Genomic DNA, 20910 nt, shown 5'->3' with positions numbered 1-20910 from the left:
ACCATTCGTTCTTTTCCCGATATTAGATCCTTGAACCAAGACCGCAAGACTAGAGACTATTCGAATAGTCGAAATTAATGACGGTGCCGTGTTTTTAACTGCAATTCCCCCGCTTATCTCGATCTGAGCGAATTCATCGATTGAGGTAAGACGGCAGATATGCTCTTTGCTCGGCATGATAGGCCGCTGCGCCGCGACAGCTTGGGTGAACCGATGGATGCCTTCGATCAATCTGGTGCAAAAGCTTTCACCGCAAGGCAGACCCTCTCAAAATCTGTGTCCGATATCCTGACGATACTTCAATCGGTCGCCGACCACGGCCATTTGGACAACGTTACCGACCTACATTCTCGTCGCCTTGCTATCGCTGAGCGGAGCGGAAGACGTCAGTCGATCAAACACGTGATTTTAGACAACAAAGTCATCGCCACCATGACTTATACGTGTGGATCCGCCGCAGTCCTTGACGTGCTCCAAATGCTGAGCAACTTTTTCGAGTAATATTCGCCCGCGATTTTGCATCCCTAGACCGAGATTTACTACGTGGACGGCATAACAGCTTGCCTTTATCTCAAAACTGCTTTCGCTTCCTGCGTGGTAATCTGCTGTTAGCCATTTTCGATCAACATACTCACCGGACATGATCTCCGATCCGAAGCTGACTTTCCAGGCAATGACTGTCTCGGCGGCCCGTAGCCCTGACACACGCGGATATTTTCCGCCCAATGCCGGAGACATTGATGACCCGCCCGAATATCAAGACGCTGCTATCATGCCTGTTTGGCGCCGTTGGGCTTATGGTTGCCATGCTTGCCTATGACGCCATTTCCAGCATGGCCGCTATTCATCATCGCAGCGCTGTGATCGCCACAGAAAAGATGCCAAAGGGGATTGCCGGTCGCGCCCTTGAAGCGGCTTTTCACCGTGTCAACTTCGCCAATGCTCGCTTGATCCTCGCGTCCACCCCAACCGAGATGACGGACGCCGAACAGTCGGTTGCGCTTCGCACCAGGACCCTTGACGCGGCGCTCGCTGCTTATGGGCAAATGTTCGAGAGCGCGGAGGGACAAACGCTCGTGACTGAGCTTACGAACGCCGTATCCGCATATCGCAAACCGCTGCAGGAAATGCTGGCGCTTGCCCGTGCGAACAAGGATGCTGAGGCCAATACTATATTTTTCAGTCAGATGTTTCCGGAAGTCGCCAAAGTCACTGCCGCCCTCGACAAGCTGATCGAATTCAACGACGGCGAGACTAAAGCGACCTTGTCGGAGGGCGCAGTGGCCTACAATTCCGCGACTACAATGATCTATCTCGTGGTCGGGCTCACTGCTCTGATCGTGACTGCCGCAGTTTACTTTTCTATCACCAGCATCGCCAAGCCGATCCAGACGATCACCGCCTCCATGCAAGCGCTGGCAGCAGGCGATACCGCGAAGGTCATCCCTTACGCCGGCCGCACCGATGAAATCGGTGGGATGGCTGCTGCGGTCGAAATCTTCCGCGAAAATGCACTTACCAACATTCGTCTTGAGGAGGAAAGTGCCGCACAGCGCGGACTGACCGAACAGGAGCGTCTTCGAAACGAGGCGGCAGAGAAGATAGCGGCAGCTGCCATGCGCCAGGCAACTACCGGACTTGGTCTTGGCCTGAAGCATCTTGCCTCCGGCGATCTCTTCTTCCAGCTGAACGAGGCCTTCGCTCCGGACTTCGAGTCCCTGCGGGCCGACTTCAACGCGTCTGTCTCGCAGCTCGCCGATGTTCTCGGCGAAGTCGCCCAGAGCGCGCATTCTATCGACGGCGGTACCCGCGAGATCAGCATTAGTGCCAACGATCTCGCGCGTCGTACCGAACAGCAGGCTGCCTCTCTCGAACAAACAGCTGCAGCACTCGACCAGATCACCGTCAACGTCTCGAATTCTTCGAAGCGGGCGGAGGAAGCCCGGCTGGTGGCGATCGAGGCCAGTGCCAGTGCGGCCAAATCAGGAGCGGTTGTCGCTGAAGCAGTCGGTGCCATGCAGAAGATCGAACAGTCCTCAAACGAGATCTCGAGTATCATCGGCGTTATCGACGAGATCGCATTTCAGACAAACCTTCTGGCGCTGAATGCGGGCGTTGAGGCGGCGCGCGCCGGAGAAGCAGGCAAGGGTTTTGCGGTGGTTGCTCAAGAAGTGCGCGAACTCGCGCAGCGCTCAGCAACCGCAGCAAAGGAAATTAAGACGTTGATTGGCACCTCGGCGGTTGAGGTTTCGGGCGGCGTCAAGCTTGTTCGGGAAACAGGCGAGGCACTCGCAGCGATCCAGAACTATGTCGCCACCATCAACAAGCACATGGATTCTATTGCCACATCTTCCCGCGAACAGTCTGTCGGGCTCGGTGAAGTCAATACTGCCGTCAACCAGATGGATCAGGTGACGCAGCAGAACGCCGCCATGGTCGAAGAAACCAACGCCGCAAGCGCCACGCTTGCGGTCGAAGGCGGTCGTCTCAAGGATCAGATCGCCCGGTTCCGCTTCTCAGCTGCGGATAGCGAGCAGGCTCAGCCGTCACATAGCTATGCCGCACGACGCGCCGCCTGACAAAGATGGCCCCGCGAGGCGTTGTCACAGCCGGGGCGTTCCGTTCATCGAAATTATAATCACCGAACCACCAGCTACATGCAAAAATCCAGCCGAATGACACCAGCGAACTCACCCGGTAAACTGGTGGCGACATGTCAACGATCCGACAGGCGAGCGGTATGCGGCGGTCGGATCGTGGCCCTGTCATAGTCCAGGAGAGGTGTGAGGGCCGTCTGATTATTGCGCCGGCGACACTGCCGATTGTTCAGCCAGCGCCGGAAGTGTTGTCCGAGAATTGGTTCTTGAATATTCGTCCGGCCCAAAAGGCTGTCTTGTCATCATGCCACTTTAGAACGAGGTCGCAGAGTGCCTCACGCCTGTTTACGCTTAACCTAACAAAATAATGTTCTTTATGTGTTCTAATTTTCCGACGGATGCTACAATATATGAGTATATGATAGGAACCGCTCGAGGCGTAGGCAATGCTCAACACCGATACGCGACAAGCCCATTGGCGCCGCGCGAACCCCGACAAATATGATGCTCACCTTGCCGTGCAACGTGCACTAAAGCTTGGAGAGTTGTTAAAGCAGACGTGCGAAGTTTGCGGAATTGAGTCCGTGGACGCTCACCACGACCAATATGACGATCCGTTGGTCGTCAGGTGGCTTTGCCGTCGCCACCACACCCGCCTTCATCATTATGGAGAAGACATGTTCCCCGTGCGGGATGTTCCGCGGATAGGATTTGACATTGGTTCAGCAACAGCCGTATGACTTCGAAGAAAGGGGCCGATCAAAGCGAACGCTCATCGCAATCTTCGTGGCCTGCCCTGTACGGACGACAACATGCTTCCGTCCTCAACGATGCGATGGACCACAACGCGAATCTCATCTTCATTCCCCTTGGTAACGCCACGCCAGACTATTGCGGCGCTGGACGCCGTTGCTTCGATGATGACCAATCAAGCTCGCTCGGCGCGGTTGATGTTGCCAGGCGTCTGGTCCCACAGTCGCCACTGGCTGCGTGATTGGCTTGGCCGATTCGGTCCCGATCTGGACAGCCAAATAGATTTCGGCAAAATCGCGACCTAAGCAGCGGGGAAAATTGCCGGTGGCAAAACTCAGGCGCAGGCTTTTTACCTTTGTCGAGAACTGCGCGACGAAAATCAAGCAAGTAGCGAGACTCATATGAATCGGAAAGTCACATTCATACTGAGCGAGCTCGACTTGCGCCGCGCAGGGCATCTTCATGTTTTCAGCGCGATATGTGATCTCCGAACAATCATCAGAGTCTCGACTATTTGGAGCGGCGGAGTGGTGGCGCTGGCGGGTTTTTTTCACATGATCGGGATGCCTTGGTCCGAACTGCTCGAGAATTTACCGCTATTTACCCTGATCATGTTTATCGCGACTTTTGGCGTGGCGTTTGTCATTCCGCTTGTACTCGGGCCCATTATCATTCGCCACCGTTTCCGTCAGGATACACTACTTCGTCAAACCGCCACGGTTAGTTGGGATGAGGATGCTTACGAGGTCGAGCAACCGGGGATATATAACCGAATTGCTTGGGGCGACTATTCGAAGTGGCGTGAAGGTCGCCATCTTTTTATGTTTTGCAGGTCGGACTACAGCTATCAGATGCTACCAAAACGGGTGCTGACCCAAGAGCAGATAGCGGACATCCGAAGGTGTTGTTTCGGAATTCTCGCGCACGCAACTATGTAGCTAAAGAAGCGTGAAGTGCTCTCTTCTTTGACCAGCCAGTCGTCATGAACAAAAAGCCTCAAGCGCAGGTTTGAGGACAGGCTTATGTCTAACGACTATCAACCCATCGAAGTGATCGCAAGCGACGTCCTCCGAAGGCGGGGACAACGACATCGTGCAGGCGGCGCGTCAGGGTGCGTCATAGAGCGTTAGCCCGACTGTCCAGCAGGTCGTCAGCCGCCAACTCGATATGCTCCATGCTCGCCATCCTGCCTCGCCGAGCACGTTGGCCTTGAAGCGAAGAGATGTCTGATCCGAGAGAAAGCCCTCGAGATTGTCATTGGCGCGTGCCGCCGCAAGGTCGAACGAAAAGTTTCCCGATCCTGAAAAGCCGAGCGTTATGACGGTTACGCCGAAGGTGAGTTAGGACGTCAAACGCATAATGATCGTTCAAGCTTCAACGCTCGTGACCGGCTTTCAGTGATCGGAATCGATGATCACCTCTTCTCCCAGAGATCCGTTCTTCGGCAGAGGCTTGTAGGTCGTGTTGGAAGCGCGAAGAACACGAATGGGACGTGCACCGACTTCGATGGCCTGCTTCATGTCTCCGTCCGCGTCGCCATAGTAGATCTTGACGCCCTTGTCCTTCAGGAATGACGTCTTCGTTGCATCGCCGGCGGTGAACACGACGGGGTTGACCGAGGCCATATTGAAGTCGCGCTTGATGGTTTCGGTCAGGCGCTCGCCCTCGCTCTTGGTGCGCCCCGTAATGAAATAAATCGTATCGCCGCGTTTTGTATGCATGGCGATCAGCTTGGCGGCAACATCCTTAGGAAGTGAATAGTTGATGTCACAGTTTGCATTGATGTCGGCCCAGAACGCCGGATTCTTTAGATAGTCGTACTTGCCGGGCGAGTATTTTTGCTGGCCATAGAAAAAACATGGGCTGGAGAACAACACGGTGTCGTCCACGTCGAATCCAACTGTCATCGGTGGCTGCCCCTCCAGCGATTTCTCGATCTGGGCGACGTCCACCCAATGGATCGCGTCGTGGTGGGAGAGTTCGTCGGTCGTAGCCCCGGGCGTGGCTACATCGAAGGCAGAGGCACCCTGCGGCATTGCCAGGCATGCGACAAAAGCAATTTTATAGAGCATTCTCTTCATTGATTTCTCTCTTTTTGGCTATCCGATGGAGATCGTGGATTTTGGTCGTGATTTCTGCATCTCATTGTCACTTCGGATTTGTCACTTTCGACTTTTTGCGCTTGGTCAACACCGTTTCAACTTGACCAAGAAGGCTCTTGAGTTCCGGTTCGCGCACAAGGACCGATGCTTCATGCGGCGTAAGCCAAACGAGCGTCCGCTGTCCCCTTTCCTTGAACTCAAGGTCCATCGCCACCACCTCCACCAGATGAACCTGGACGACAGAAGCGACCTTGTCGCCGGTGTCGAGCATCTTCAGATAGGTGTAATAGCCGAGCGGTTTCTTGCGCGCCTTGCCCCGAATACCCGCCTCCTCCCAAGCCTCACGTTCCGCGACCTGATGAGGCGCGCGTCCGTCCATCGCCCATCCTTTGGGAATGACCCAGCGACCGCTTCGACGGGAGGTGATCAGCAGCACTCTGATGCCGTCGGGCAGGCGCATATAGCAGATCGCCGCATATTGCTCGATCGCCTGTCCGCGAAACAGCCGGTCGGCCTGCTCTGCAAGCTGGCCGAGATAGGTCTTGCTCTTCCGCTTAGGCATGCGTTTGTGCGATTGTTCGTCCATCCGGCTTCACGGTTCGGCTCTGCAGGAGTTCGCCGCGTTCTTCCAGAACCGGATAGGCGGCGGCCGCAACGAGATGGGAGTTGATCTGCTTCAGATCGCGCACAAGATCGAGGTGAAGCGAGCTGGTTTCCATTGTCTCGATACTGCCGTCACGCAGTCTTTGGAAGTGGGCTTCTGTCCCCTCGCGCTCCGCTTTTCGGAACAGGACCTTTTCATCGGCCAGCAGCCGGGCGGCGCGTTCATCCTGCGTCATGAAGAGCGCCGCCGCCGTCTGCAGATTGGCGGTCAGTCGATCGAATAGCCGCGACAGGTCAAGTTGCCCTTCTTTCGAGAAGTTGAGGCCCCGGCGGAGGCGTTTGGCGAGATGCGGCAGCAGGTTCTGATCGAGAACATCGCCGGCATGCTCCATGTTCATGGAGAACAGCAGGATCTCGTTCAGGCGCCTTTTATCGACCTCGCCGAGCTCGTCCGGGTCGATCGAAGTCAGGTAGGTCTTGACGGCGGTGTTCAGGCTATCGAGCACATTGTCTTTGGCGCGCAAAGCCGACAATGCCTTGCGATCCGTGCTGGAGAGAGCAGCCTTCGCGCCGGTGAGCATTTCAGTCAGCACATCGACCAGCCTGAGAGCCTCGCGCGCTGCAGCGCCAAGTGCGACGACAGGTGTTTCTCGCGCCGCCGGATCAAGATAGCGTGGCCGCGCCGGATCGCTCTCGTCAACCTTGCGCGGAAACATCTTGGTCAGCGCATCTGCATAGGGCGACAGAAACGGCATGAACAGCGCTGCCAAGACGAGATTGAACGCCGTGTGGAAGTTGGCGACGGCACGGGCGTTGTTGTCGTCGATCATGGCCGACAGCCGGGCGATCGGCGACAACAAGAGCAAAGCAATAGTCACGCCAATGATGCGGGTCAGCAAGTTTCCGATCGGCAGACGTTTGTGCGACAGATCCGAGCCTGAATGGCCCTCGACGACGGGATTGATCGCCGTGCCAAGATTGGCACCGAGAACGAGCGCGAAAGCCTGTTCCGGCTGGATCAATCCCTTGCTTGCCAGTGATACGATCAGCAGCACGACGGCAACGCTCGAATGGGCGGCCCATGTCAGAACGGCGGCTAGCAGAATGCTGAGCACCGGGGTTGCCGAGATCGCGGCGAGAACGGACGACAGCGCGCTCGATCCCTCATACTGCGTCATGAGCTCCAGCAGTTGGTGAAGTGCCAGCAGCATGAAGCCAAGCCCAATGACGACGCGACCGAGATCATGGACTTGGGGGTTGGAGACCCGGCGGAACATCAGCACGCCGATCAGGACCAGTGCAGGCGACGCCGCAGAAACGTCGAAGGACAGAACCTGAACGATCAAGGTCGTGCCGACATTCGCGCCGAGCATGACCGCCAGTGCTGGGACCAGATCGACGAGGCCGCCGGCCGCAAAGCCCGATGCCATCAGCCCTGTGGCCGTGCTGCTCTGCAGGATCGCCGTGACCCCCATTCCCGCAAAGAATGCTTTGACGCGGTTGCTGAGTGCATGGCCGAGGAAGGATCTGAGATTGGGGCCAAAGGCACGCTGAATACCTGTCTGCACCATGCGGGTGCCCCAGAGCAACAGCGCGATATGCCCCGCGAGCGCGATCAAACCAACAAACAGAGCCATGGTGATCCCTTCGATTGAACAGGCTTTCAAGCAGCATTCGCCGCCATGTAGACTCGAAACGTTTCGTTAGCTGACTATGTTTCTCCTGAATGCTCGGCAATGCAAGAAGGATTGTCACAAAACTGTCATATATCTTCGTTTGCGTCGCTACGACAATACGTTAGTCAACTTTGTGAATGTCCAATTTCAGTTCTCGGGAGACTGAAGCAAGAGGAAGGATTTGCCCTAACCTGCCCTCACCGACCCTCTCCACACCAGCTCCGGATGTAGCAATTTGGATGTTCGTTCATTTTCGCTTGACGGCTCCGCCGATAGCCACTGTACCGCCTCGCCGGCGATAACAGCTACCGGCTGTGCGAAGGTCGTCAGCTGATAGGAGGTCCAAGAGGCTTGTTCGATATCGTCGAAGCCGACAATGCTGAGCTGTTCCGGGATTGAAATCGAGAACTGGTGTCGAGCAGCGTCCATGAATCCGCAAGCCAACAGATCGGTCGCGCAGAACACCGCGTCAGGGCGCTCGGTTCTGGTCAGCATTCGCTGCGCAAGCATCTTTCCCGAATCGTAGCTGGTAAAGCCATAACGCTCTACGGTTACGTCCAACCCCTGTGTCTTGGCGGCTGCAACAAAACCCCGCTCACGAGCCATCAAACTCGGCGTTCCCGCATCGGAATTTGCGAAGGCAAGCCGCTGACATCCGGCCCGCAGGAACGCGGTCACAACTCTATGTGCCGCCTCCGTATCGTCCAGGTTGATACGCAACGGGCCTGGTTGATCGTCGTCTCGATTGATGAGAACTAGCCTTTGGCCGCTGCGCAGACACAGCTGCGTGATCGACTTGTCCGGCAGTCCGGACAAGATGATCGAGGCATCTGCCCGGTACCGTATCGCCTGTTGCAAGGCGCGATCAACGCTACCATCGGACCGATCGGTGTTGACCAACATCGCAACCTTGCCCGCGGTCTGCAATTGCTGGGTCAATTCCCTGAGGAGGGCTGAGCGATAAGGCGTTGCCACATCGGATACGATAAGACAAACAATGCCGCTCTCGTTGCGCATCAACCCGCGAGCAAGCTGATTGACGTGATAGCCAAGCTCTTCGGCCGCTTCAATAACCTTTCGACGGGTCAACTCAGACACGGAAGCACCGGGCGTGAACGCCCTGGACACGGCCGAGCGCGACACTCCCGCTCGCTTGGCAACCTCATCTGCACTCACGAAGAGTTTTTGAGACACACACCTGCTCCACAAAGCCATGCACGGATATTTGCGCCGTTTTGCAATGCCGTGCAAGAGTGACTTTGTTCTAGTTAACGACATTTTTGCGACAAATCGGTTGACACGCCCGGCAATCACCGGCAGCATTTGCACACGCTTGCAAAGAGCGATAGGCGTGGAGGCGCCGTCTTAACGGAGGAAATCATGCGATCAATCAAGTTGGCCGCGGCATTGCTTGCCGCGGGTGTGTCCTTTTGCGCCTTTTCGGCTCATGCCGCCGGGGAACTGAACATGATCTGCTCAGCAGATCCCGAAGTCTGCGACGTCATGAAGAATCTTTTTGAAAAGCAGTCCGATATCAAGGTGAACATGGTTCGCCTTTCTGCAGGCGAGACCTATGCAAAGATCCGCGCGGAAGCGCGCAACCCGAAGACTGATATCTGGTGGGCTGGAACTGGCGACCCTCACTTGCAGGCTGCGGCGGAAGGTTTGACGCAGGAGTACAAGTCACCGCTTTTCGACCAGCTCCAGGACTGGGCCAAAAAGCAGGCCGAAACCTCCAAGTTCCGCACAGTCGGCGTTTACGCCGGCGCGCTGGGTTGGGGCTACAACACGGAGCTCTTGAAAAAGAAGGGATTGAAGGAGCCCAAATGCTGGGCGGATCTTCTCGATCCTTCTTATAAGGGAGAAATCCAGATCGCCAATCCGAATTCGTCCGGCACGTCGTATAACACCCTTGCCACGCTCGTGCAGATTATGGGCGAAGACAAGGCGTTCGACTATCTCACGAAGTTGAACGCCAATATCTCCCAATACACGAAATCCGGCTCTGCTCCCGTGAAGTCTGCGGCGCGCGGAGAGGCGACGGTTGGCATCGTCTTCATGCACGATGCGGTGGCACAGACCGTCGAGGGCTTCCCGATCAAGACCGTCGCGCCATGCGAGGGGACCGGCTACGAAATCGGCTCGATGTCGATCATCAAGGGCGCGAAAAACCTGGAGAACGCCAAGAAATGGTATGACTGGGCACTGTCAGCTGAAGCGCAATCGCACATGAAGGATGGCAAGTCCTATCAGCTACCGTCGAACAAGTCAGCGGAAGTGCCGAAGGAAGCACCGAAGTTCGAAGACATTAAGCTCATCGATTATGATTTCGCGAAGTACGGCGATCCGACGGTCCGCAAGGCACTACTCTCGCGCTGGGACAAGGAAATCGGCGCCAAGGCTAACTAAGCCAAAGGCCTCGGGCTGTCGACCCTTGCGTGTTCGGCGGCCCTCATCGGACGTAAGCGGGAGACCAGCATGGGAAAAGCCGATCGCAGGCAGGACATCGCCATCATCGTCGGCGTCGTGGCAATGTTTATATTGCCCTGGTACCGGATAGACGGCGGGTTTTATGGCTTTGGATGGCTCGCCAGCTTCCCCAATGATGCGGCAACCGGTCCTGCTGTCGTGCAAATCTTTGGCTTTGGCCGATGGTGGCTGCTAGCCGCGCCTCTTATCCTTATGGCAGCCGGTGCTGCTCGGTTTGTGCGGACACCTGAGCGGCAAGGCGCTGTGCTTGCCTGGGCAGGCGCGCTTGGGGTGGCATTTCTCGCATTGCAGGGTCTTGCGATCAACTTCACAGGGTGGAGCTGGTCCTTCAGCGAGACCCTGTTTAGCCCCCTTGCCGACGGTCAACCGTCTATGGGCGCCGGTGCGATTGTCACCTCGATTGTCTTTGTCATGCTGTTTTCGCTCGGATTGGCAAAACGAGGAGTGATGAAGGGAGATGGGTTCGTTGTCGGCTCCATCACGATGCTCATCTTTCTTGTCGCAATCTTCGTGTTCTACCCCGTTGGCAGCATGTTCGTCGCGGCTTTCCAGTCGATCGATGGTTCATTCGATCCGACCGGCTTTGTCACCAACATTCAGGATCCTTCCGTCTGGAGCCTGAGCTGCGTGGTCGGTGGTGATAGCTGTGGTGTCGCCTGGCGCACGCTTTGCCTCGCCATCCTGACGGCCACAGGCGCAACCGTGCTCGGTCTTTGCTTTGCACTTGTGGCAACGCGGACCCGGTTTCCCTTCAAGAAGGGCCTGCGGCTATTGACGATCCTGCCGATCATCACACCGCCCTTTGTCATCGGGCTCGCCCTGATCCTGTTGTTTGGCCGCTCAGGCGTGGTTACCGAATGGGTCGCCAGCCTTGCGGGTACCGAGCCGAGCCGCTGGCTCTACGGCATGACTGGCATCTGGATTGCCCAGGTTCTCTCTTTCACGCCGATTTCCTTTCTGGTTTTGATTGGGGTCGTGGAAGGTGTCAGCCCCTCGATGGAGGAAGCGTCACAAACCTTGAGAGCCAATCGCTGGCGCACCTTCTGGCGAGTTTCCCTTCCGCTGATGACGCCCGGCTTGGCCAATGCGTTCCTGATCGGTTTCATCGAAAGCATGGCTGACTTCGGCAACCCGATGGTGCTGGGCGGAAGTCACGGCGTTCTCTCAACGGAAATCTTCTTTGCGGTGGTCGGCTCGCAGAATGATCCCTCACGGGCAGCCGTTCTCGCCATGATCCTTCTGGTCTTCACCATGACCGCTTTCATCGCTCAACGCTTCTGGCTTTCGGGCAAAAGTTTCGCGACGGTAACGGGCAAGGGTGACTCCGGCGCGCACATTGCCCTACCGAAAGGCCTCTCCATCGCCGTGCATGCCCTCGTCCTTCCCTGGATCGCATTTACGTTGGTCGTCTACGGGATGATCCTGTTTGGCGGCTTCGTCAAAACCTGGGGCCTGGATAATAGCCTGACCATCGAGCACTACGTCAAGGCCTTCTCCATCGGGTTCAGGAACGGTGGAGGGTTGGAGTGGTCCGGCGTTGCCTGGAACTCCTTCTGGACGACAATGGAGATCGCCCTGATATCGGCCCCTCTGACTGCTGCCGTCGGACTGCTCACGGCCTACATCATCGTCCGCCAACGCTTTGTCGGCCGAAACCTCTTCGAATTCGCGTTGATGATGAGCTTTGCCATTCCAGGAACGGTCATCGGCATCAGCTACATCATGGCCTTTAACCTGCCGCCCCTTGAGATGACCGGAACCGCGCTAATCCTTGTCGCGTGTTTCGTCTTCCGCAATATGCCTGTCGGCGTGCGCGGCGGTGTTGCGGCCATGAGCCAGCTCGACAAGAGCCTCGACGAAGCATCACTGACGCTGGGCGCAAACAGCTTTAGAACAATCCGCAAGGTCATCCTGCCTCTGCTGCGGCCGGCGATTACCGCGGCCCTCGTCTATTCTTTCGTGCGCGCTATTACATCGATCAGCGCCGTGATCTTCCTCGTCAGCGCGCAGTATAACATGTCGACGGCATTCATTGTCGGACTGGTGGAGAACGGCGAGTACGGTGTTGCGATCGCCTATTCTTCCGCGCTGATCGTCGTGATGATCGCTGTTATCACAGGCTTCCAGTTCCTTGTCGGCGAACGCCGTCTGAGACGCGAGAACCGCGTCGCCATGGCTGCGCCCGCCGCAACAGCTGCTACTCCGATCGGTCAGGAGAGACCCGCATGAGCATGATCAAACCTGGATCCGTCGTCTTCGAAAACGTGAAAAAGACGTTCGGCGCCTTCACCGCCATCCCAAACCTGTCCCTGACGATTGAGCCTGGCACCCTCGTCACCTTGCTGGGACCCTCGGGCTGCGGCAAGACGACGACGCTGAGAATGCTTGCGGGCCTTGAGCACCCATCGTCCGGTCGAATTTCGATCGCCGGCAAGGACGTCACCATGCTGCCCGCGAATGAACGCGATGTGTCGATGGTGTTCCAAAGCTATGCGCTGTTTCCGCATATGACCTCGCTGGACAACGTCGCCTACGGCCTGGAATCATCGGGCATGAAACGGAAAGAGGCTCGCGAGCGCGCCGAAGAAGGCCTCCAGCTTGTCGGCCTCAGCGGCATGGGCAAGCGACTACCCGCCGAGCTCTCGGGCGGCCAGCAGCAGCGGGTCGCTGTCGCAAGAGCGCTGGTCCTCGAACCACAGGTTCTCCTACTCGACGAGCCGCTTTCAAACCTGGATGCGCGCCTGCGTCGGCGCGTTCGCACGGAAATCCGGGAGTTGCAGCAACGCCTTGGCTTCACCGCGGTCTACGTTACCCATGACCAGGACGAGGCATTGGCAGTATCCGATGAGATCATCGTGATGAAGGAAGGCGAGATCGCTCAGCAGGGCACACCCCGCGATCTGTATGAAACACCAGCGTCCGCCTTCATTGCAGACTTCATGGGAGAGGCAAACGTGATCACATGCAATGTTATCGACATCGAAGGTGGCCATGCCATCATCGATGTCGAGGGGCTGCGTCATCGAATGGCAGCAGCGAAAGCGGTGAAGGGTCCTGCTCAACTGGCCGTGCGGCCGAACGCCATAAGCCTGTCGCCGAGTACCGCAGCCACCGGGTTCCGCGGTCAAATCATCCACGCAGCCTACCTCGGCGACCACGTCGAATACGAAGTCAAGACGCAGAAGTCGACCCTCTTCGTGGTCGATAACGGCATGGAGCAGCCTCTCCCGACATCGACGGAGGTGGCGATCGGTTTGAAGGATCGCGGCATAGCAATTATCGGCGGCTAAGCGCGCATCCTCGTCGTAATCGACACATTTGGTACAAGGAAAATGCAATGAACTCCCAGTCCGTCACCGGCATTGAAGAACGCTTTGCGCTTGCCCAATCCGTCGCCCGCGAGGCCGGCAAACTCGCGCTCGATTATTTCAAGCGTCGCGACACGCTGATCATCGAGACAAAACGCGATCTCCAAGATGTCGTCTCGGTTGCCGATCGTGAAGTCGAAGAGTTGATCCGAAGCCGCTTCGGTGAGGCCTACGACACAGACGGCATCCTCGGCGAGGAATATGGACTTGAACAGGGCGTCTCTGGTTACACGTGGGTGGTCGACCCCATCGATGGCACCAGCCCGTTTGTAAACGGCATGCCAAACTGGTGCGTTTCGATCGCGCTTCTCCATGAGGGCATTCCTGTTGTCGGCGTGATTTACGCTCCCTGCTTCGACGAGCTCTATGCAGCAAGACGCGGAAATGGTGCAACGCTGAACGGCAAGCCGCTGACAGTCGATCCGACGAGGACGATCCAGAATGCCGTAACCGGCTTTGGCGCAAACAGCCACGTTACGCCAGCATCGGTCGGCAAGATCGTTGAGGGCATTCTCGAGGCGGGCGGCAACTTTGTTCGAAATGGGTCGGGCGCTTTGATGTTGGCCTACGTGGCTTCCGGCCGCCTTGTTGGCTACTACGAACCCTACATGCACGCCTGGGATTGCCTTGCCGGCTATTGCCTCGTGAAGGAAGCTGGTGGCTGGTATCATCCCTTCCCGGCAGAGGGCGAGCGCCTGACAAAGGGCGCGCCGGTGCTGGCAGCCGCTCCGGGCGCAATCGACGACCTCAAGAAGATCGCGGGCCTGTAGCCCGGTCGGTCCAGGTGGATGCAAAGCGTGAGTTTTTTCAGGAGACATGCATGGCTCTGGAATTTCCCTCTCCCCGCAACAGAAGCGAAATGCTCGGCTGTCTTGCGAAGTTGGGTCCGTTTCCCATGCAGCTCACTCGTTTGGCTGAATATGCGTTGCGCCATCCGGACGTCATGGCATTTGCGTCGTGTTCACTCATCGCGTCGTCTGCAGGCGTTTCGCCCAGCACAGTTTCCCGATTGGCGGTTGTGCTCGGTTTCCCATCGGTCAGGGAATTCCGAGAGATTTTCCGAGAAGAGTTGCGGCGGATGTCGCGGCGACACTAGCCGCCACAACTCAGGAAGGCCGAGCGTCATTTGCCAACTTCATTTGAAACCCTAGCGGGTGGCTCGCCTCCAGGCGGTGGCGGAACCAAAGACTGGAAGATGGATAGCTGGCTTATAAATAAATCTCGCCATCTGGACAGAAAACCATGCTGCGCTAACTCTGATGAACGCGCTTGCAGAAGGGACCGATGGGGCGCGATGTTTAGAAACCTGCAGCAGATATACGGTGATCTGGGAGGGTCGCCCCCTGCTGCACGAATAACCATGATTTCAGGGAGGAAATATGACCAATCGTTTCATTGTAGCTTGCTCAATCATAGCAATGGCCTCTGTTGCCAGTGCTCCGCACGCGTTTGCAGCAACCGAACTTCAATGGTGGCACGCAATGTCGGGCGCAAACAACCAAGTGGTCGATCAACTCGCCAAGGAGTTCAACGACAGCCAAAAAGACTACAAGGTCGTTCCGGTCTTCAAAGGCACCTATCCTGAAACGCTCAACGCGGGCATCGCCGCTTTCCGGGCAAAGCAGGCGCCGGCAATCCTTCAGGTGTTTGATGCGGGTAGTGGCGTGATGATGGGAGCCGAAGGGGCGATCATGCCCGCGGCCGATGTTTTGAAGCAGGCGGGCTACGACTTCAATAAGGCGGATTATCTACCGGGGATTGTTTCCTATTACTCGAAACCCGACGGCACCATGCTGTCCTTCCCCTATAACTCCTCCTCGCCGATCCTCTACTACAACAAGGACATCTTCAAGAAAGCCGGTCTGAATGCAGACAACCCGCCAAAAACATGGAACCAGGTTTTTGATGCAGCCAAAAAGATCAAGTCAAGTGGCGCTGCGAGTTGTGGACTGACATCAACCTGGCTCACCTGGATCCAGACAGAGAACTATGCGGCCTGGAATAATGTCCCCTACGGCACGAATGAAAACGGCCTCGGGGGCACCGATGTCAAGCTCGAATTCAACGCTGCACCCTTCGTGCAGCACTTCCAGGCGATCGCCGATCTCGCGAAAGACGGCACCTTTCGATATGGCGGCCGCACGTCCGAGGCCAAGCAGCTATTCACCTCAGGCGAATGCGGCATCCTGACGGAATCCTCCGGTGGCCTCGGCGACATCGTCAAAGCGGGCATTCCTTATGGAATAGGCCAGCTTCCCTATGATGAAGGAGACGGACGCCCTCAAAACACCATTCCCGGGGGCGCGAGCCTGTGGGTGTTTGCGGGCAAGACAGACCAGGAGTACAAGGGGATCGGCGAATTCTTCCATTTCCTGTCACAGACCAAAATCCAGGCCCGTCTGCATCAGGTCTCAGGCTATCTGCCGGTGACAATGGCCGCCTACGACGAAACCAAGAAGTCAGGTTTCTACGAGAAAAACCCTGGCATGGAAACACCCATCCTCCAGATGATGGGAAAGCCACCGACGGCAAACTCCAAGGGCGTTCGCCTCGTCAATCTTCCTCAGGTGCGCGATATCATGAACGAGGAATTCGAGGCGATGCTCGCTGGTAAGGAAGATGCCAAAACGGCACTCGACAAAGCGGTCGAGCGGGGAAATGCAGCGATCGCTGAGGCGAACGGCAACTGACGACGCGAAATCACGGTCCGCGCGCGAGTGTGGACCGCACCCTCTAGGAGATTGTCGTGCAGACCGTCGTCTTTCCCAACAAGGTACTTCCCTATTTCCTCGTTGCACCACAGATCGTCCTGACCGTGGTCTTCTTTTTCTGGCCCGCCAGCCAGGCGCTCTACCAGTCCTTACAGCGCGAGGACCCTTTCGGCATGAAGAGCGGGTTTGTCGGGCTGGCAAACTTCCGCCAGATCCTGCGCGATCCGAGTTACCTGCATTCCCTACAAGTGACCGTACTCTTCAGCGTTGCCACGGCCGCTCTTTCCATGATTGTCGCGCTGGCACTGGCGACTGCTGCAGACAGGGTCGTGCGCGGGCAAACACTTTATCGGACACTTTTGATCTGGCCCTATGCTGTAGCGCCGGCCGTCGCCGGCATGCTCTGGCTGTTCATGTTCAATCCGGCAATGGGCACGTTTGCCTATATGCTACGACGCGATGGTATCGCTTGGGATCCGCTGCTGAACGGCAATCAGGCAATCTGCCTCGTTGTTGTCGCAGCGGCATGGAAACAGATTAGCTACAATTTTCTGTTTTTTGTCGCGGGCCTGCAGGCGATTCCGAAATCTCTGTTGGAAGCTGCGGCCATCGACGGATCGCGTGGTGCCCGCCGCTTCTGGACGATTGTCTTTCCATTGCTGGCTCCGACAACCTTCTTCCTGCTTGTCGTCAACACCGTCTACGCCTTCTTCGACACGTTCGGTATCATCGACTCAGTCACGAAGGGTGGTCCTGCCAAGGCAACGGAAACGCTTGTCTACAAGGTTTACAATGACGGATTCGTAAACCTCAACCTCGGGTCTTCGGCGGCGCAATCGGTAATCCTCATGATCATCGTCATTGGGCTCACCGCTTTTCAGTTTCGCTTTGTCGAACGGCGGGTCCATTATGGGTGAGGTCCGTTCATGATCGAAAAGCGCCCCGTCGCCAATCTCGTCGGCCACCTGATGCTCATTCTTGGCATCATCGTCGTGGCTTTCCCGATCTACTACACCTTTGTCGCATCGACCATGACGTCGGCGGAAATCCTGAAACCACCGATCTCGCTGTTGCCCGGTAGGCATTTCGTCGAGAATTATAGCGATGCCTTGTCGGGCGGTGTGGAACGCGTCGTCGGCGTCAGTCTCGAACGGATGCTCTGGAACACGATTCTTGTTTCAGTGGTGATTGCCCTCGGAAAGATCATCATTTCGTTCCTTTCTGCCTATGCGATCGTATTTTTTCGGTTCCCACTGCGCATGGTGTTCTTCTGGATGATCTTCATCACGCTGATGTTGCCGGTCGAGGTGCGCATCCTTCCGACTTACAAGGTGGTCGTCGATCTCGGCTTGATCGACACCTATGCCGGTTTAACCCTTCCCTTGATGGCGTCCGCAACTGCCACATTTCTGTTCCGGCAGTTCTTCCTGACGATACCCGGAGAACTCGTCGAGGCAGCGCGGATCGACAACGCGGGACCCTTCCGATTCATGCGGGATATTCTGCTTCCGCTTTCGACCACCAACATCGCCGCCCTCTTCGTCATTCTATTCATCTACGGATGGACGCAATACCTCTGGCCTTTGCTGGTGACCAACAATGCGCAGATGACCACCATCATTATCGGATTGCGCAAGATGGTGGATTTTGCAGATGCTTCGACACCGTGGAACCTCGTCATGGTGACGGCAATCGTCGCAATCATTCCCCCCATAGTCGTCGTAGTGCTGATGCAGCGCTGGTTCGTCAAGGGACTCGTGGAGACTGAGAAGTAATGGCTGCAATCACCCTTAAGGACGTCCGCAAGATCTACGGCAAGAGTGTGGAGGCGATTTCCGGTATTTCGTTAGAGATCAAAGATGGCGAGTTCGTTGTTCTCGTTGGCCCGTCCGGATGCGGAAAGTCGACACTTTTGAGGATGATCGCCGGGCTCGAAGGTATCACATCAGGTGAGATTTCGATCGGAAACCGGGTCGTCAATGACCTCGAACCCTCGGAGCGAGACATTGCCATGGTTTTCCAGAACTACGCCCTTTATCCGCACATGACGGTGCGCCAGAATCTCACCTATGGTCTGAAAAACCGAAACATGCCGACGGCTGAAATTGAAAAGCGCATCCAGAAAGCTGCGTCATCGTTGGAGATCGAAAAATTTCTTGATAGAAAACCGCGACAATTATCGGGCGGACAGCGTCAGCGTGTAGCGATGGGTCGCGCGATCGTTCGAGAACCAGCAGCGTTCCTGTTCGATGAGCCGTTGTCGAACCTTGATGCAAAGCTTCGTGTGCAAATGCGTGTCGAAATCAAGGCACTCCAGCACGCTCTCAAGACGACCAGCGTCTACGTCACGCACGATCAGATGGAAGCGATGACACTCGCCGACCGGCTGGTCGTTCTCAATGCCGGTCGGATCGAGCAAGTTGGAACACCCATCGAACTCTATGAACGGCCGGCCACGACGTTCGTTGCGACCTTTATCGGCTCACCCTCGATGAACCTTCTTCGGATGACCGACGGTTTTGTGTTGCCGGCCCTTGGCTCATCGAGCGGTAGCAATGCGACAGTCGGAATTCGCCCGGAGGATATTCGCTTGGCCGAAAGCGGAAGCGCTACCGCCTTTAGCGCACGGGTGCGGGTCCAGGCGGTGGAGTTGGTCGGCGCCGAAAGCTACGTCTACGGCATTCTTGCCGATGGCCAATCGATGGTCTTTCGCGTTGCGGGCCGATCGCTGATTGCGCTCGGCAGCGAGCTCGACATCGCCGCTTCCCTGGAGGCTCTGCATTTCTTCGATGCTACTGGCAACCGTCAAGAACCGACAACGCACGCAGGGAGTTCGATACCCGCCAGAATTTGACCGATGTTCAACAACGAGGGCGAACGAAAGCCGATGGCATTCCTCGAACTGATCCATGTCAAAAAAGCCTTTGGCGCCCTCTCCGTGGTCGAGGATTTCTCCGTTCACATCGAGAAGGGCGAGTTTATCTCCTTCCTCGGGCCGTCGGGTTGCGGCAAGACGACCGTACTGCGCATGATCGCTGGCTTCGAAACGCCAACCGCTGGCACGCTGACGATCGCTGGCAAGGATCAGCGGCCGCTCAAGCCGAACCAGCGTAACATCGGCATGGTGTTCCAGGCCTACGCGCTGTTCCCGAACATGACAGTCCATGACAACGTCGCATTCGGCCTGAAGGTTGCCGGCATGGCAAAGCCTGAAATTGACAAGCGCGTGAAGGAGATGCTTGCCCTTATCAAGCTCGATCAACTCGCCAGCCGCTTCCCCTATCAGATGTCCGGCGGCCAGCAGCAGCGCGTCGCACTCGCACGCGCCATCGCCGTCAAGCCGCAGGTCCTCCTGCTAGACGAGCCGCTCTCTGCTCTCGACGCCAAAATCCGCGTATCCTTGCGCGAGGAAATCCGCGCGATCCAGCAACAGCTCGGCATCACTACGGTCTTCGTGACGCACGACCAGGAAGAGGCTCTGTCGATTTCGGACCGCATCGTCGTCATGAACGCCGGCCGCGCCGATCAGATCGGCACGCCCTTCGAGATCTACAACACGCCGGCCACGCGCTTCGTCGCCTCCTTCGTCGGTACGCTGAACCTGATCGAAGGCAGGGTCGTTGACCCGGATGCCAACCGCATCATGATCGGCGATCGGGACATCACACTGAAGCACTCGGTCACCGCCTTCAAGCCCGGCGACAAGGTCACGCTGGCGCTGCGTCCGGAAGCCGGCTCGCTTACCGAATCCGCCAAGGGCGATACCGCTTTAACTGGCGAGATCACATCGGTGCATTTCCTAGGATCGGTCATTCGAACTCGAATGAACGTTGACGGCAACACAATCTCCTTCGACATGTTCAACAACCCGCATCATATGCCGCCCACCGTTGGCGAGCGGGTGACGCTACGTTTCAAGGCTGCAGACCTGCTGCTTCTACCGCAATAGCATTCTCAGTCGATCGTGCGGCTGGAAGGCACGACGTTCGCAAAAAGCTGAATCTGCTGGCGCACCTGACGCCGAAGCTTCGATTTTGCCTTCTCCTCGATCTGAAAAAACAGCTTCTTCAGATCCGGCTCGGCGACGCGTGCGGCTGCCTCTTCACAAGAGACCCAAGCGTAGCGGCGCTGCCCCCGTTCCTTGAAGTCTTTCACGAGATGATGGACCTTCAGTGCATGGGTCTGGACGACACAAGGTCGGCGCTCGCCGTCAGCCATGAGCTTTGTATAGGCGAACTCGCCAAGCGGACGCTTGCAGACCTTGCCTTTGACGCCAGCCTCCTGAAGCGCCTCAATCTCCGCGACCCGATGCGCCTGCTTGTTGTCCATCGGCCAGCCTTTCGGGATTGCCCAACGACCTGTCTCGCGCGTGCTGATCAGGAGATATTCGACGACATTTTCATGGCGATTGATGCGGTAGCAGAGTGCGCCGTATTGCCGGTTCGCCACCTCGTCAGGGATGTTCGTCTTCGCGCTGACCGATTGTTCCATCGACTGCTATCAGCTCCCATCAAATCGCCACGGGGTAGCATGAGTTTAGCCTAATACAATAAACTGGCAATTCTTGTGGTTCTGTCTTATTTCAATCGACGCAGTCAGCCGGACGCCTT

General features: G+C 56.8%; 20 protein-coding genes. 14 read left to right on the top strand and 6 right to left on the bottom strand.

Going from position 1 to position 20910, the window contains the following annotated elements; translation table 11 throughout:
- The first annotated feature begins 213 nt into the window (after nucleotides 1-213).
- The 3 genes from HGP17_RS09910 to HGP17_RS09900 all read left to right on the top strand — a co-directional run bounded on the left by HGP17_RS09910 (nucleotide 214) and on the right by HGP17_RS09900 (nucleotide 3337).
- A complete protein-coding gene (locus HGP17_RS09910; RefSeq protein WP_168808438.1) occupies nucleotides 214-501 on the top strand; it encodes a hypothetical protein in 288 nt (95 codons plus the stop codon).
- A 239-nt stretch (nucleotides 502-740) separates the two neighbouring features.
- Nucleotides 741-2579, top strand: coding sequence for a methyl-accepting chemotaxis protein (locus HGP17_RS09905; protein WP_168808436.1), 1839 nt, complete (start codon nucleotides 741-743; stop codon nucleotides 2577-2579).
- Nucleotides 2580-3043: 464 nt separating this feature from the next.
- Entirely contained in the window at nucleotides 3044-3337 is a 294-nt protein-coding gene (locus HGP17_RS09900; RefSeq protein WP_168808434.1) for a hypothetical protein, read from the top strand.
- Between the two features lie 120 nt (nucleotides 3338-3457).
- Here HGP17_RS09900 and HGP17_RS09895 read toward each other — a convergent pair whose 3' ends face one another.
- Nucleotides 3458-3814 carry a hypothetical protein gene (locus HGP17_RS09895; protein WP_168808432.1) on the bottom strand — a complete coding sequence of 119 codons (357 nt, stop codon included), beginning with the start codon at nucleotides 3812-3814 and terminating at the stop codon, nucleotides 3458-3460.
- Between the two features lie 63 nt (nucleotides 3815-3877).
- Here HGP17_RS09895 and HGP17_RS09890 point away from each other — a divergent pair, with 63 nt between their 5' ends.
- A complete protein-coding gene (locus tag HGP17_RS09890) occupies nucleotides 3878-4288 on the top strand; it encodes a YcxB family protein (protein WP_168808430.1) in 411 nt (136 codons plus the stop codon).
- 456 nt (nucleotides 4289-4744) lie between these two features.
- Here HGP17_RS09890 and aphA read toward each other — a convergent pair whose 3' ends face one another.
- The 4 genes from aphA to HGP17_RS09870 form a co-directional block, all read right to left on the bottom strand.
- A complete protein-coding gene (aphA, locus tag HGP17_RS09885; RefSeq protein ID WP_168808428.1) occupies nucleotides 4745-5431 on the bottom strand; it encodes an acid phosphatase AphA in 687 nt (228 codons plus the stop codon).
- A gap of 67 nt (nucleotides 5432-5498) precedes the next feature.
- Entirely contained in the window at nucleotides 5499-6014 is a 516-nt protein-coding gene (locus tag HGP17_RS09880) for an NUDIX hydrolase (protein ID WP_168808426.1), read from the bottom strand.
- Nucleotides 6007-7692 (bottom strand): Na/Pi cotransporter family protein, encoded by a 1686-nt coding sequence (locus HGP17_RS09875; RefSeq protein WP_168808424.1) that lies wholly within the window; start codon nucleotides 7690-7692, stop codon nucleotides 6007-6009. Before HGP17_RS09875 ends, HGP17_RS09880 begins: the two co-directional genes overlap by 8 nt.
- Nucleotides 7693-7917: 225 nt before the next feature.
- On the bottom strand, nucleotides 7918-8925 hold the full coding sequence (locus HGP17_RS09870; RefSeq protein ID WP_168808423.1) for a LacI family DNA-binding transcriptional regulator: 1008 nt from the start codon (nucleotides 8923-8925) through the stop codon (nucleotides 7918-7920).
- A gap of 186 nt (nucleotides 8926-9111) precedes the next feature.
- Between HGP17_RS09870 and HGP17_RS09865 the strand changes: the two genes are divergently transcribed.
- The 10 genes from HGP17_RS09865 (at nucleotide 9112) to HGP17_RS09820 (ending at nucleotide 20249) form a co-directional block, all read left to right on the top strand.
- Nucleotides 9112-10140: an ABC transporter substrate-binding protein gene (locus tag HGP17_RS09865; RefSeq protein ID WP_168808422.1), complete on the top strand. Its 1029-nt coding sequence runs from the start codon at nucleotides 9112-9114 to the stop codon at nucleotides 10138-10140.
- A 69-nt stretch (nucleotides 10141-10209) separates the two neighbouring features.
- Entirely contained in the window at nucleotides 10210-12450 is a 2241-nt protein-coding gene (locus HGP17_RS09860) for an iron ABC transporter permease (protein WP_168808421.1), read from the top strand.
- Entirely contained in the window at nucleotides 12447-13511 is a 1065-nt protein-coding gene (locus HGP17_RS09855; protein ID WP_168808420.1) for an ABC transporter ATP-binding protein, read from the top strand. Before HGP17_RS09860 ends, HGP17_RS09855 begins: the two co-directional genes overlap by 4 nt.
- Before the next feature lie 47 nt (nucleotides 13512-13558).
- On the top strand, nucleotides 13559-14359 hold the full coding sequence (locus HGP17_RS09850; RefSeq protein ID WP_168808419.1) for an inositol monophosphatase family protein: 801 nt from the start codon (nucleotides 13559-13561) through the stop codon (nucleotides 14357-14359).
- 50 nt (nucleotides 14360-14409) lie between these two features.
- Nucleotides 14410-14685 carry a MurR/RpiR family transcriptional regulator gene (locus tag HGP17_RS09845; RefSeq protein WP_168808418.1) on the top strand — a complete coding sequence of 92 codons (276 nt, stop codon included), beginning with the start codon at nucleotides 14410-14412 and terminating at the stop codon, nucleotides 14683-14685.
- 322 nt (nucleotides 14686-15007) lie between these two features.
- Nucleotides 15008-16279 (top strand): sn-glycerol-3-phosphate ABC transporter substrate-binding protein UgpB, encoded by a 1272-nt coding sequence (ugpB, locus tag HGP17_RS09840; RefSeq protein ID WP_246704045.1) that lies wholly within the window; start codon nucleotides 15008-15010, stop codon nucleotides 16277-16279.
- A gap of 56 nt (nucleotides 16280-16335) precedes the next feature.
- Entirely contained in the window at nucleotides 16336-17217 is an 882-nt protein-coding gene (gene ugpA / locus HGP17_RS09835) for a sn-glycerol-3-phosphate ABC transporter permease UgpA (protein WP_168808416.1), read from the top strand.
- Nucleotides 17218-17226: 9 nt separating this feature from the next.
- Nucleotides 17227-18075 (top strand): sn-glycerol-3-phosphate ABC transporter permease UgpE, encoded by an 849-nt coding sequence (ugpE, locus tag HGP17_RS09830; RefSeq protein WP_168808411.1) that lies wholly within the window; start codon nucleotides 17227-17229, stop codon nucleotides 18073-18075.
- Nucleotides 18075-19154, top strand: coding sequence for a sn-glycerol-3-phosphate import ATP-binding protein UgpC (locus tag HGP17_RS09825; protein ID WP_168808409.1), 1080 nt, complete (start codon nucleotides 18075-18077; stop codon nucleotides 19152-19154). The genes ugpE and HGP17_RS09825 overlap by 1 nt, the downstream gene beginning before the upstream one ends.
- Nucleotides 19155-19187: 33 nt before the next feature.
- Nucleotides 19188-20249: an ABC transporter ATP-binding protein gene (locus tag HGP17_RS09820; protein WP_168809092.1), complete on the top strand. Its 1062-nt coding sequence runs from the start codon at nucleotides 19188-19190 to the stop codon at nucleotides 20247-20249.
- A gap of 5 nt (nucleotides 20250-20254) precedes the next feature.
- Here HGP17_RS09820 and HGP17_RS09815 read toward each other — a convergent pair whose 3' ends face one another.
- Nucleotides 20255-20791, bottom strand: a complete 537-nt coding sequence (locus tag HGP17_RS09815; protein ID WP_205925909.1) for an NUDIX hydrolase — start codon at nucleotides 20789-20791, stop codon at nucleotides 20255-20257.
- Nucleotides 20792-20910: the final 119 nt, after the last annotated feature.

The organism is Rhizobium sp. P38BS-XIX (genome assembly GCF_012641435.1).
In the GTDB taxonomy this organism is placed as follows: domain Bacteria; phylum Pseudomonadota; class Alphaproteobacteria; order Rhizobiales; family Rhizobiaceae; genus Rhizobium.
This window is presented reverse-complemented; position numbering and strand designations above follow the sequence as displayed.